This window comes from Methanocalculus natronophilus (genome assembly GCF_038751955.1).
Lineage (GTDB): Archaea > Halobacteriota > Methanomicrobia > Methanomicrobiales > Methanocorpusculaceae > Methanocalculus > Methanocalculus natronophilus.
Genome location: NZ_JBCEXH010000003.1, coordinates 1 through 12,650, shown reverse-complemented (window position 1 = coordinate 12,650; position 12,650 = coordinate 1). Strand labels below are relative to the sequence as shown.

Sequence of the window (12,650 nt, the reverse complement as noted above, 5' to 3'; positions counted from 1 at the left end):
GCAGCCTACTGTGACCCGCTGACAATGACTTCGCCCCTGTCACCATCAACAGTAACGGTTATGCCGCTTTTCAGGGAGGAGATACCACCTTCCGGGCGATCTACCATCGGAATTTTCGAGATGATTGCACCAACCGCAATGATAGCCTCAGCCTCCTCATTCAGGATGGCAGCAGGTGCACAATTGTTTTTCCTGAGGGCATAGATCACATAGGATCCAACAGTTGAACCCTTCCCAAAGGGAAATGCAAGAACTTTTCCAGAGATCGAGACTCCTTCAAGAGGGTGGCCCTTCTCAATGACTATACCTGTCTCTGGATCGACGCCTGAGAGAAAGGAGAGAGGGGTGTCTGTTACAACCAGTTCCCCCTCTGCCTTACCCTGTGCAATGGATCGGCCTTTGATTATCACAATACCACCTAATAAGTGATGGGAGAATAGAGTATATTATAGACATGGACGAAACCCTCATCGACAACGTATCCAGTGACCAGACGATTCAGTCCCAGAGGCTCAAAGAGCTGTATGAATCAATGGTTGAACTCCGCGAGAAGGTGGATGCCCAGCATAAGGAAGTTCAAAAGCTCCGGGAGGAGAACGCGCAGTTGAAGCGGGAGAATACCCAGCTCAAGCGCCTCCCGCTCTTTGTTGCTGCCGTTATCGAGAAGCTGCCAAATGGCGAGGTCTATCTCCGCCAGCAGGGGAATAACCAGGAATATATCACCCATGCAAATGATGAGATCTATTCGCTTCTCAAGGCTGGTTCCAAGGTTGCCGTCAATAATGCGCTCTCCATTGTCAAGGTCGTCGGTACGACCTTTGATGCACGAGTCAGGGTGATGGAGCTGGACACTTCCCCTTCACAGACATTTGACGAGATTGGCGGGCTGACAGATGAGATTGAAGAAGTGAGGGAAGCTGTCGAATACCCGCTGACCAGGCCGGAGGTCTTCAAACGCCTTGGTGTCGAGCCACCAAAAGGAATCCTCCTCTATGGGCCGCCTGGAACCGGAAAAACCCTGATTGCAAAGGCTATTGCCCATAATGCCAACGCCACCTTCATCAGGATGTCCGGTAGTGAGCTTGTCCATAAGTTCATAGGCGAAGGTGCACAGCTTGTCCGCGAACTCTTCCAGCTTGCCCGTGAAAAAGCGCCGTCTATCGTCTTTATCGATGAGATCGATGCTGTGGGCAGTACGAGAACCCATGACGGAACATCGGGTTCTGCAGAGGTGCAGCGGACTTTAATGCAGCTCTTAGCCGAGATGGACGGGTTCAACAACCGTGGTGAGATCCGGATCATGGCCGCAACCAACCGCCCGGATATGCTTGACCCGGCACTCCTCCGCCCCGGCAGGTTTGACAGGCTGATTGAAGTTCCATTCCCCGATGAGAAGGCACGCCACGAGATACTGAAGATTCATTCAAAGAACCTCACACTGAGTGATGTGGATCTCGACGGGATTGCAAAGATGGCAGAGGGTGCAACCGGGGCAGAACTTGAAGCAATCTGCCGGGAAGCGGGCATGATAGCCGTCCGTGAAGGTGCAGATTCAGTGAACCAGGACCACTTTGCATCTGCTGTTGCAAAGCTCAGGCAGGAAGCACCTGAGCCGGACAGCAGGATGTACTACTGAAATATCCAGACGATCATGCAGGTCATTTTTATTCCCAAGCCCGGAATTGACCTGTACCGCACTCTTTTACTCTCTGAAACGAGCAGGATGATCCTGCGGTTCTATTCACCCAGGAGACGGGATGACGGGTGTGTTGAAGTGCCTGTTGCAACGCTTGGATCTGCGCTCTCCCTGGCATCTGAGCTTCGCTGGTACATCAGGCGATACACATCAGTTACACTCTTCAAAACCAGAGACGGAATCGTCATCTCCAAAAACCTTGCAAAGGAGATCTATGAGCGGAGTCTCCCCTATCCCGGGGAGGACTGGCCATACTCATATACCTGTAGCATACACCAGCCAGGCAAACCGGATCAGCAGCTTGTGATTCTCTGTCTTGAGGGGGAAAGGCCTGAATCATCCAGGAAGCATCAGACTGCGACGTCAGATACCCCGGAAGCGGACACAGGTTTTGAAGATTCAGAGTTTGATTCCCAAAAAGACCCCGAATTTAAACCTGATCCTGAGAGCTGACAGGATCAGATCTCTCAGGAGCAGACACGTTTATGAGAGCGTCGGTTTTTTTGAAAATCCCGGTCAAACGGATTTTGCCGATTCCGGTGGGCCTTACAAAGCCCTCTTGAAAAATGGTTTGGGAGCGGAGGCAGCCGACGTGCTCAGGCAAACATTGCCCCGGTGCTTGAAGAGGGAAGATACCGGTCTTTCTCGAAATCCGAGAATATCTTTTTGGTTGCCTTTTCAAAGTCAGCCTGGGTGACCTTTGTCCGCTCTTCGCGGATCGCAAACATCCCTGCCTCCATACAGATTGCAGAGAGGTCAGCTCCGTTCTTCCCCTCGGTGATGGTTGCGATCTTTGCCAGATCCACATCGTCTGCAAGCGATATCTGCTTTGCATGGATCTTCAGTATCGAGAGTCTGCCTTCAACATCCGGGAGTGGGATCTCGATGATCCGATCAAACCTGCCGGGTCGGAGGAGGGCAATGTCGAGAATATCTATCCGGTTCGTTGCCCCGATAATCTTGACATCGCCGCGTGACTCAAACCCGTCCATACCGGCAAGGAGCTGCATCAGGGTACGGTGCACCTCGCGGTCACCTGACGAGGTCTCCTGGCCCCGTGACGCACCGATTGCGTCGATCTCATCGATGAAGATGATCGAAGGTGCGTTCTTCTTCGCGCTCTCAAAAAGTTCCCGGACAAGCCGCGCACCTTCTCCGATATATTTCTGTACAAGTTCAGATCCGACAACACGGAGGAATGTTGCATCGGTTTCATGCGCTACTGCTCGTGCAAGAAGCGTCTTTCCTGTTCCAGGCGGTCCATGGAGGAGGATGCCTTTGGGTGGAATGATACCGACCTGTTCAAAGAGATGGGGTTTTTTGAGTGGCAGCTCAATTGCTTCACGGACTTCGGTTATCTGATGTATCAAGCCACCAATATCGGCGTAGCTCTCTGTTGGCCGGGTTTCAACTTCCATTCCATAGACCTGTGCATCATAGGTTGAGGGGAGTACCTCCACAATTGCCAGCGTCTGCTGGTTCATGGTGCACCGGACGCCTGGCTTGAGATCGTCGACATTGATAAACTGGGAGCTTCGCACAAGGAATTTCGGGCCTGCACTGCTCCTGACGACCACACGGGTACTGTCAACCACATCCACGATTGTCCCGATGATGAGTGGGGGACTCCGCATCTGTTCAATCTCAGATCGGAGTTTGCGGACTTCACGCTCATACCTGACCTTCTGGGTCTCCAGGTACTGGCGATCGGTTCTGGATTGGCGGAGTTCTTCCCGCAACTCCTGATTCCGCGTCTCGAGTTCCGTCAGACGCTCAAGAACCACCCGGTAGGTATCTTCTGATCCACGTGACTCTGGCACACGTGAATCCTCTGGGGTGCGGGATTTGACTGCCATAACTCTTCAAATAGATATATAGGAAAAAAGGTTATAAAGTGTTTTGGGATATCATGCAACCACAACAGTGTGAGGCCTGTGGACAACTCATCAAAGGCCGATCAAAAACCGTCAGGATTGAAGGATCACAGCCAATGACCGTATGTGACAGGTGTGCACGGCTTGGAACCGAGGTGCAGGCACCGGCCTCTCCCCGCCCGGCTCCGGGAAAGGTTTCTTCCGGCACATCGAGACAGGCTCCTATGCCTGCCCGGCGGAAACGCGATGTCTTCGATTTCATTGGCGGGGATATCGTCGAGGATTATCCTGAGCGAATCCGGGAAGCCCGTCTTGCAAAAGGGATGAGCCAGAAGGATCTGGCTCTTGAACTAAAAGAGAAAGAGCATCTCATCAAAAAGATTGAAAACGGCGATCTGATACCTGAGGATGCCGTCAGAAAGAAGATCGAGGCTGCACTGGGCATCCGGCTGGTTGAGGCTGAAGATACATTGGATGACACAAAATCCGGGGGGAAAACCCAGACAACCCTTGGTGATGTCATCTCAGTCAAGAGGAAGTAAGGATGCAATCTCCCTTCATCCTCATCAATTTCAAGACATACAGGGAAGGAACCGGCTACCTGGCAGACAGGATTGCACGGGCAGCCCAGGCCGTGATGGAGGATATGGGTGTTCGCATTGCCATTGCACCCCATTATACCGAGATGCGCAGGCTTGCAAAACACTATAGTATCCCGGTCTTTGCCCAGCATATCGATGGTGTGGGTGGAGGCGCATATACGGGCCATACCCCTGCGTTCATGGTGAAAAGTGCCGGAGGTGTCGGAACGCTCATCAATCATTCAGAGAAGCGGCTCGCACTTGCAGAGATAGAGGCAGCACTTGCCGCTGCCCGCGAAGAGGAACTCACCTCCGTTATCTGTACAAATAATATCCTTACCACTGCCGCCGGGGCGGCTCTTGGACCTGACTATGTCGCAATTGAGCCGCCTGAGCTGATCGGATCCGGCATCTCGGTTGCAAAAGCCGATCCTGAGATCATCGCTGGGTCAGTGAAAGCAGCAGAACAGCAGAATGATCGGGTTCTGGTCCTGGCGGGAGCTGGGATCCAGTCGGGCGAGTGCCTCCGTACTGCCCTGGATCTCGGCTGTGCCGGTGTTTTGCTTGCATCCGGGGTTGTGAAGGCAGAGGATCCCGAAGCAGTGCTTCTTGACCTGGTATCAATGGTCTGATCTCTTATCCAACGATGAGGGATATCAGGTCATGCTTGGTGATAACCCCCTCAACCCGCCCACCTTTCATGACAAGGACCGCATGGTGCTGTTCGAGAATCCCAACAACCGTCTCAATCTCGATCTCAGGAGGCACAGTTGGAAAACTCGCCTCCATATAGTCCCTGACAGTCGGATGATACCCTTTCTGGTGCCGCTGCTCCCCTAATGCGGAGAGGATGGCACCTTCTGAGATGCATCCAACAGGTACGCCATCCTGGAGGACAGGGATCTGGGAGAACGCCATCCTGTCCATCTTTTCAACAGCTGCCAGAATTGTATCGTCCGGGGAGACACACTCCACCGGTGAATGCATGACACTGCCCGCAGTGACAACCGGCAGTTCTGCTGCAGTCAGCACCAAAACAATCCTCTGAAGTGTACTGACTCTTGGGTCTACCGATCCACGTTCGATACGGGCCACCATCGACTGGCTGATCCCTGATCGGCGGGCGAGATCTGCCTGCGTCATTCCGAGACGTCTCCGGGCAGATCGGATCTCCTCGGCAGTAGGAATGTGCATATTATTACTAGAAGTCATTGGTGGAAAAAAAGCTGCCCCTGAAACCAGGGTGATGAGTGGGAGGAGTAAGCCCCCTTCTGTTCATTGCGGCATTCGGCTAAGCGCCGTACCCGGGCGGGATCCGGGCATCCCGTCTGCCCTGTTTGGCTTGCACCCGCAGGGATTCACCGTTCCATCGATCCCGTGCCGATACGCTCAACGAGTTGAAACTGCATCAGATGCAGAGTATCGCAATCACCGGAGAACCGGAGATGCTCTATCGTTTCATTGCTGGCGGCAGGACGTGTCGTTTCTGTGTCATTGCCATGACTCTCGCCATCCCCGCTTGCGTGGGGCTGCGCGCCCGGAGGGTGGGGGGACTTTCCTCAGCAGCCCTGATGGGCCACCGTCAGCCGCACTCTCCCTCTCATCGTGATACAACAGGCAGAAAGCTCATTGTATGCGACATATATTGGGAGTGTAGAATCATTAAACCTTGGATTCATGGAGATATTATCTTCTTCTCTGCCGACGAACCAGAACTATGAAGCTTCTTTCAGAGGAGGAAGGGCAAACCGGTCTTACCCTGGCCAAAGTAATCGTTGATGCGGTGGTATCAGGAAAGCAATACAATCACCCTCCCCTCCCTGCAATATTTTCAGAGAAACGGGGTGTTTTTGTAACCCTGAACAAAAACGGGGCACTGCGAGGGTGCATAGGCATCCCCCTCCCCGTGATGAGCCTTGCTGATGCACTCTACGAGGCTGCTGCCTCTGCTGCACGAAGCGATCCCCGGTTTCCCCCGGTGAAAGAGCATGAACTATCCCGGATAAGCCTTGAACTGACAGTTCTCTCTGTTCCAGAAGAGATCCAAAGACCTCCTTCGGAGAGGGACAAAGAAGTCATTGTCGGCAGGCACGGTCTTATAGTGCAGGGTATGGGAAGAAGCGGCCTGCTCCTGCCCCAGGTGGCAACAGACCATGCCTGGGAGCCAGGAGAATTTCTTGATCAGACCTGCATAAAAGCCGGCCTCACCCCCGGGTGCTGGCAGAGGGAAGAGATAACTGTTCTGAGATTCGAGGGGCAGATTTTTAGGGAGTAAGCCATGTCCATACAGTTTGAAATCATGCACAAGGATATCGCCGGGAGGGTTGGGAAACTGACCGTCGGAGGGAAGCGGATTCGAACTCCGGCTCTCCTTCCTGTTGTGAATCCGCATATCCAGATCATCCCGCCTGCCGAGATGGCAGCAATGGGCATTGAAGGACTGATCACCAATGCCTATATCTTCTCAAAGAGTGCCGAGTTCCGCGACGAGGCGCTGCACCGGGGACTCCACGATCTCCTCGGGTTTGATGGCCTGATCATGACGGACTCAGGATCGTTTCAGCTCTCGGTCTATGGATCAGTTGATACAACAAATGAGACAACCATCAGTTTCCAGCGGGATATCGGCAGTGACATCTGGGTGCCTCTGGATATACCGACACACCCGGATTCGCCCCGTTCAACCGTGGAATCTGATCTGGCTGTCACGATGAGCCGTCTTCGCGAGGCAAAAGAGCTCTTCGGGGATGATGCTCCGCTTGCGGGTCCGGTACAGGGCGGGCTTCATCTGGATCTGAGGGAGCGTGCAGGCCAGGAGACAGGCGACCTCGGCTTCTCGTTCTGCCCGATCGGTGCGGTTGTCCCGCTCCTTGAAGCATACCGGTACAGGGAGCTTGTCGGATCTGTTCTCGCAGCAAAACGCGGCCTCCCCTCATCTGCCTGTGTCCACCTCTTTGGAGCAGGCCACCCGTCGATGTTCGCACTTGCTGTTGCTATGGGCTGTGATATCTTCGACTCGGCTGCCTATGCCCTCTATGCCCGGGAAGGCAGATACATTACCCCTGCAGGAACCCTGAAGCTGGCGGAGATGGCAGAGCTCCCCTGTGCCTGTTCTGTCTGCCGTTCACATACCGCAGAGGAGCTGAAGCGTTCCCCTGAGAAGGAGCGCCTCCTTGCAACCCACAACCTCGCTGTCACCCAGGCCGAAATAGCCAGAATACGGCTCTCCATCCAGGAGGGGACGCTCTTTGAACTTGTGGATGAACGGTGCCGTGCACACCCGAGGCTCCTTGATGGATACCGTGAGCTGCTGAAACATACACCGGATCTCGAGCGTTTTGATCGTGCAACGAAACGGAGGTTCTTCTACAGGGGAGATGAGTCATGCAGCAGGACCGAGGTGATCAGGTTCCACGAGATGATCTCCCGGATCACGCTTGGAGATCATGCCCTTATCCTCTGCGGGGGCCCAAAACCAACTGGATTTGATGATTACCTTGAGCTGAGACCGCCTTTTGGCGCAGTCCCAATTGAGCTCTCAGAAACATTTCCGGCTGGCCAGGCAGAGGTTCCGGCATGGGATGATGCAATGCTCAGATCAGCATTTCGTGGCATCGATGCGCTCCTCGCTGCAAACAAACAGACGAGGATCACCTTCTCAGCAGATCCGGATCATGCGGACCTTTTCAGAAAGCAGTTTCCAGGAGCGGTGGTGATCACATGACACAGTTTGAGATCAGGCGCCGTGACGGGCTTGCGCGGAGCGGTATTTTCACGCACGGGGAGACAACCCTTGAGACACCTGCTGTGATCGATCCTGAAGCACAATTTATCGATCTTGAGACGAGAAGTCATTCAAATATCCCACTCCAGGCAGATGAAGCCTTCGTTGCGGCATATTTTGAAGAGAGTACCGGGGAGCCGATCCCTGTCCACCCACTCAGGATGAGCGGCGTTTCTTCGGGAGATGCGGTGCTCTTCCCATGCTGGCATACCGCCCTTGCAAATCCAAGAGCTTATGCAGACTGGATCGAAGCGTTTATCCGGGAACTGCCCCCGGATGCCGCCCGGTATGCACCAGCATCTGCCCTCCCCTCCAATGTCTCTATGCTGATAGCAACAGGCTTTGATCTCTTTGACACCCGTGCAGTCGATCTGAGATCCGCCCAGGGGCTCTTCTGCACCCCTCTTGGGATCTATCCGGGATCCTGGATGCATGAAGGGATCTGTGCCTGCCCCGGATGTGGAAACGAGGATCTTCTGGAACATAACAGGCTTGCACTCAGAAGCGAGATCGCGCTTGCCGCTGCCCACCTGAAACAAGGCGATCTCCGCGAGCTTATCGAATCACGCAGCAGATCAGATGCGGCGCTCGTTGCCCTGCTCCGCCATCTCGATACAAAAACCAGCTTCACCGAAATTGCAGCACCAATTGCAAGGAAGACCACCTTCAGGGCCTATACAGCTGAATCAATGAACCGGCCCGAGGTTATCCGCTTTGCAAGACGCACCATTACACGATTTACTCCTTCACATACGGATACCTGTGTTCTTCTCCCGTGTTCTGCACGGAAACCCTACTCCTTCTCCCAGAGCCATAAAAAGTTCAATGATGCGATCCAGGGACGTGCGGACGCCCTGATCGTCACCTCTCCTCTTGGAGTTGTTCCCCGGGAACTTGAGGCAGTCTATCCGGCAGCCCACTACGATGTCCCGGTGACCGGGTACTGGGACCATGAGGAGATCCATCTCCTCTCGGGGATCCTCGCTTCCTACCTGAATGCCCACCCATATGAGCGGATCATCGCCCATCTTGAGGGAGGCGCACGTGAGGTTGCACAAAGAGCAGCTGAATCTGCAGGAGTCCGGCTCCAAGAGACCTGCAGAGACGGACGCCCCACCTCACGGGAGTCACTTGACAATCTTGCCGCAGCGCTCAGCGGGGGCAGGAAGCGGTCTGTTGATCAGATTTCAGCAACGATCCAGTGGCAGTTTGGACGGACTGTTGATACAAAAGGGATGATGATCAAAGGGAAGGGGCTAAACCGGAAAGTGATGCTGGGCAGGCGTCAGCTCTTCTCAATTGATCCCACAAGCGGCCTGCTCCGCCCCACCTTCGATGGATGGGAGCTGCTTCCCGGCTGCTACCAGGTAAAAATCGATGATTTTGTCCCACATGGAGATATACTTGCACCAGGTGTCATCTCTGCTGATCCCGGGATTCGTGATGGTGACGAGGTGTTTGTAGTCGGGGAAGGGATTGTTGCTACAGGGAGAGCCATGATGCCGGCTGATGAGATGGTCCGGTCAAAACGCGGTGTGGCTGTCAGGTTGCGTAAAGTAAAGAAGTCTGAGGAGTAATGTATACGAGATTATTGTAATAGTCAATCCGGAGTGGTTTTAATTGTACACAATAACATCATCAGCACGCCTTGCAGAAAACGTCTATGAATTATGGATTGAAGCCCCGCATGTCAGCAGGAATGCAGAAGCGGGGCAGTTCCTTGTCCTCCGGATAAACGAGACAGGAGAGCGGATACCCCTCACCATATCAGGAGTAGCTGACGATCGTGTCAGGGTTATCTTCATGACCGTCGGGACAACAACAGAGAAGCTTGCTCAGTTGAAAGCAGGCGACACCATCCTTGATGTAGTTGGTCCTCTTGGAAAGCCTACAGAGATCAAAGCATATGGACGGTGCGTGCTTGTCGGGGGCGGTGTCGGTATTGCATGCCTCCCAATCATCGCCCAGGCACTAAAAAATGCCGGGAATACAGTGACCGGGATCATTGGTGCACGAACACGGGATCTCCTGATTCTCGAGGATGAGCTGCGTGGTATCTGTGATGATCTGATCGTTACCACCGATGACGGCTCATATGGGATCAAGGGGTTTGCAGCAGGTCCATTGCAGGAGATCTGCGAAACCCGGCCACCGGATGCAGTCTGGGTGATCGGGCCTGCCATCATGATGAAGGTGACTTCAGGCGTGACAAAACCCTTTGGGATACCGACCTTTGTCTCACTGAACCCGGTTATGGTCGATGGAACAGGCATGTGCGGATCCTGCCGGGTGGTCGTGCATGGGGAGACAAAATTCGCCTGTGTGGATGGGCCGGAGTTTGATGCCCATGCCGTTGACTTTGATCTCCTGATGAGCCGCCAGCGGTTCTACCTGGCTGAAGAGAAAGAGTCACGCGAACACTATCATGCAGGAGGATGCGGTTGTGGAGGTGAGCAGTAATGGCAGATCGACTGGCAGCTGACAGAATCCGTGACTTTGGCGAGGTGGACTGCGGAATCAGGGATGATGAAGCGATCGAAGAGGCTGGCAGGTGCCTCCAGTGCAAGAAACCCTTCTGCGTGGACGGATGCCCGGTTGGGATCGATATCCCCGGCTTCCTCACGTGTATTGAAGATGGGGATTTCCGGTCTGCAATCCGGATTATCAAGGAAGATAATATGCTCCCTGCCATCTGCGGCCGTGTCTGTCCACAGGAGGTGCAGTGTGAGGGAGAGTGCATCCTCGGGAATAAAGACAGGCCTGTTGCCATAGGCCAGCTTGAGCGGTTCCTCGCCGACTGGGAGAGGGAGCATGGTGTCGAGACACCTGTTGCTGCAGAAGAACGGCCACAAACAGTCGCTGTTGTCGGATCAGGGCCTGCCGGACTGACAGCTGCTGCAGAGCTTGCACGAAATGGTTTTCGTGTCACAATCTTCGAGGCGCTCCATGCACCCGGTGGTGTGCTCACCTACGGGATCCCTGAATTCCGTCTCCCAAATGATGTGGTGCAGGCAGAGATTGATGCCGTGAAAGAGCTTGGCGTCTCCATACAGACGAACCACCTGGTGGGCCGGAGCATATCTGTCGATGAGCTGATGGAATATGATGCAGTCGTCATTGCCACCGGTGCCGGCCTTCCTGCGTTCATGGGCATTCCGGGTGAAAACCAGATCGGCGTCTACTCGGCAAACGAGTTTTTGACACGGGTAAACCTGATGCATGCCGATGCGTTCCCGGAGTGTGACACCCCCGTCAGGGTTGGATCTGATGTGGTTGTTGTCGGTGGCGGCAACGTCGCGATGGATGCTGCACGATCCGCCCGCCGGCTTGGCGCCAATGTGACACTTGTCTATCGGCGGAGGCGTGAGGATATGCCTGCACGGCTCGTTGAGGTGCACCATGCAGAAGAAGAGGGAATAGAGTTCCTCACCTGTACAAACCCGACCCGGATACATGGGGAAGGCACAGTCACCGGGGTAGAGGTCGTTGCAATGGATATGTGTGAGCTGGATGATTCGGGGCGGCCTGCTGCGAAGCCGATACCGGGAAGCGAGCGGGTCATCCCGGCTGATGTGGTGATCGAGGCGATCGGCCAGAGCCCAAATCCCCTTCTTATACGGATGATCGAAGGCCTTGTCCGTGAGAAGAAAGGGAATCTGTTGGTTGATGAAGACGGGAGCACAACGGTTCCGAAGATCTTTGCGGCAGGCGATGTTGCAACCGGTGCGGCAACGGTGATCCTTGCGATGGGTGCTGCAAAGAGAGCAGCTGAGTCAGTACGGAAGCTCTTTGATGGGGAATAATCAGGTTACGCCTCCCCTTTTTCTTTTTTCTGCACTAACTGATGAACAAAAGGCTTTTTCGAGTTTTTCAGGAGGTGTGAAGCCCCTCCCCTGGCACATAGAGACGTGGGGGGAGGATTCCCTCACGCTGGAATGCCCGTTTTGTCCTTCGTGAAATCTCTGCCTTGCATTCAAACTCGTCGCGGAGATCCCAGACATAGGCACGTGCCCTGAGCCGGATTGCATGAAGCTGGTTTTCTGTAAGGATCGTGTAGAAACATGTATCAGAGATATAGATATGCCGGGATGTGACGACAGCATCCCTGAAGAGTGCAATGGCACAGTCGATATCTGCGGCATGATCGATGTAGATGTCAATGGTTACCATCATCTCTGTGAGCCCTGCATTGGCGCTTGCAACGCTCTGGGTAAAGATCTTGTAGTTTGGGATTGTGACATAGTTGTCATCAGGGGTGACAATCCGGGTATCAAGCATGCCGATTTCAACAACTTCTCCATAATACTCACCCATAGTGATCCGATCCCCAATCCGGAACGGTTTTTCAAATGCAATGATGACCCCGCCAATGATATTGGCAAAGACGTCTTTGAGCCCAAAGCCTATTGCCGCTCCAAACAGCCCTGAGAATGCGACAAGCTCGATTGTTCCGAGGACAACAACCCGGTGGAGCAGGAGCATGATGGCAACAGTATAGATGATGATATTGAGAATCGGAACTATCATCCTGACTGCAATCCGGGCATGTCCAAAGCGCTCCGAGAGCCGTAGCAAAAGAAAGCTGATGATCCTCGCGATGATATATGCACCAATGAATATCAGAACAGCATCAGTTACGAGGGGAAGAATTTCGGTATAACCTGAACTCCCGCTTTTTATGGGCACTGGATCACAATAGGATCCCACATAACCAT

The 12,650-nt window shown here is 53.8% G+C and carries 13 protein-coding genes and 1 other RNA gene; 9 read left to right on the top strand and 5 right to left on the bottom strand.

From position 1 onward, the window contains the following. Positions 1-5: 5 nt before the first annotated feature. The gene (locus ABCO64_RS04070; protein WP_253457215.1) at positions 6-410 is read right to left on the bottom strand and encodes a DUF126 domain-containing protein; all 405 of its coding nucleotides are present in this window, start codon (positions 408-410) and stop codon (positions 6-8) included. 44 nt (positions 411-454) lie between these two features. On the opposite strand from ABCO64_RS04070, the gene ABCO64_RS04065 reads away from it, so the two are divergent. Next, positions 455-1,636 (top strand): proteasome-activating nucleotidase, encoded by a 1,182-nt coding sequence (locus ABCO64_RS04065; RefSeq protein WP_253457218.1) that lies wholly within the window; start codon positions 455-457, stop codon positions 1,634-1,636. Positions 1,637-1,651: 15 nt separating this feature from the next. Then, entirely contained in the window at positions 1,652-2,149 is a 498-nt protein-coding gene (locus tag ABCO64_RS04060; RefSeq protein ID WP_253457221.1) for a DUF5804 family protein, read from the top strand. Positions 2,150-2,292: 143 nt separating this feature from the next. Here ABCO64_RS04060 and ABCO64_RS04055 read toward each other — a convergent pair whose 3' ends face one another. Next, positions 2,293-3,552 carry a proteasome-activating nucleotidase gene (locus ABCO64_RS04055; RefSeq protein ID WP_253457224.1) on the bottom strand — a complete coding sequence of 420 codons (1,260 nt, stop codon included), beginning with the start codon at positions 3,550-3,552 and terminating at the stop codon, positions 2,293-2,295. A gap of 53 nt (positions 3,553-3,605) precedes the next feature. On the opposite strand from ABCO64_RS04055, the gene ABCO64_RS04050 reads away from it, so the two are divergent. After that, entirely contained in the window at positions 3,606-4,112 is a 507-nt protein-coding gene (locus ABCO64_RS04050) for a multiprotein bridging factor aMBF1 (protein ID WP_253457228.1), read from the top strand. Between the two features lie 2 nt (positions 4,113-4,114). Continuing rightward, positions 4,115-4,783 carry a triose-phosphate isomerase gene (gene tpiA / locus ABCO64_RS04045; RefSeq protein ID WP_253457231.1) on the top strand — a complete coding sequence of 223 codons (669 nt, stop codon included), beginning with the start codon at positions 4,115-4,117 and terminating at the stop codon, positions 4,781-4,783. A 4-nt stretch (positions 4,784-4,787) separates the two neighbouring features. On the opposite strand, the gene ABCO64_RS04040 is transcribed toward tpiA, so the two are convergent. Both ABCO64_RS04040 and rnpB read right to left on the bottom strand, forming a co-directional pair. Next, positions 4,788-5,345 (bottom strand): XRE family transcriptional regulator, encoded by a 558-nt coding sequence (locus ABCO64_RS04040; protein WP_253457235.1) that lies wholly within the window; start codon positions 5,343-5,345, stop codon positions 4,788-4,790. 54 nt (positions 5,346-5,399) lie between these two features. Beyond that, positions 5,400-5,753: RNase P RNA component (gene rnpB / locus ABCO64_RS04035), an RNA gene on the bottom strand. Positions 5,754-5,868: 115 nt separating this feature from the next. On the opposite strand from rnpB, the gene ABCO64_RS04030 reads away from it, so the two are divergent. From ABCO64_RS04030 to gltA, 5 genes are read left to right on the top strand one after another with little or no spacing between them, the layout of a single operon-like run. Continuing rightward, positions 5,869-6,426 (top strand): TIGR00296 family protein, encoded by a 558-nt coding sequence (locus ABCO64_RS04030; protein ID WP_253457238.1) that lies wholly within the window; start codon positions 5,869-5,871, stop codon positions 6,424-6,426. 3 nt (positions 6,427-6,429) lie between these two features. Continuing rightward, positions 6,430-7,875: a tRNA guanosine(15) transglycosylase TgtA gene (gene tgtA, locus ABCO64_RS04025; RefSeq protein WP_253457241.1), complete on the top strand. Its 1,446-nt coding sequence runs from the start codon at positions 6,430-6,432 to the stop codon at positions 7,873-7,875. Continuing rightward, the gene (gene arcS / locus ABCO64_RS04020; protein ID WP_253457244.1) at positions 7,872-9,512 is read left to right on the top strand and encodes an archaeosine synthase subunit alpha; all 1,641 of its coding nucleotides are present in this window, start codon (positions 7,872-7,874) and stop codon (positions 9,510-9,512) included. The genes tgtA and arcS overlap by 4 nt, the downstream gene beginning before the upstream one ends. 43 nt (positions 9,513-9,555) lie before the next feature. Further along, positions 9,556-10,395 (top strand): sulfide/dihydroorotate dehydrogenase-like FAD/NAD-binding protein, encoded by an 840-nt coding sequence (locus ABCO64_RS04015; protein WP_253457247.1) that lies wholly within the window; start codon positions 9,556-9,558, stop codon positions 10,393-10,395. Then, positions 10,395-11,738: an NADPH-dependent glutamate synthase gene (gltA, locus tag ABCO64_RS04010; RefSeq protein ID WP_253457250.1), complete on the top strand. Its 1,344-nt coding sequence runs from the start codon at positions 10,395-10,397 to the stop codon at positions 11,736-11,738. The genes ABCO64_RS04015 and gltA overlap by 1 nt, the downstream gene beginning before the upstream one ends. Before the next feature lie 67 nt (positions 11,739-11,805). On the opposite strand, the gene ABCO64_RS04005 is transcribed toward gltA, so the two are convergent. Further along, on the bottom strand, positions 11,806-12,650 hold an 845-nt coding region (locus ABCO64_RS04005), incomplete at its 5' end, for a mechanosensitive ion channel family protein (protein WP_343089218.1).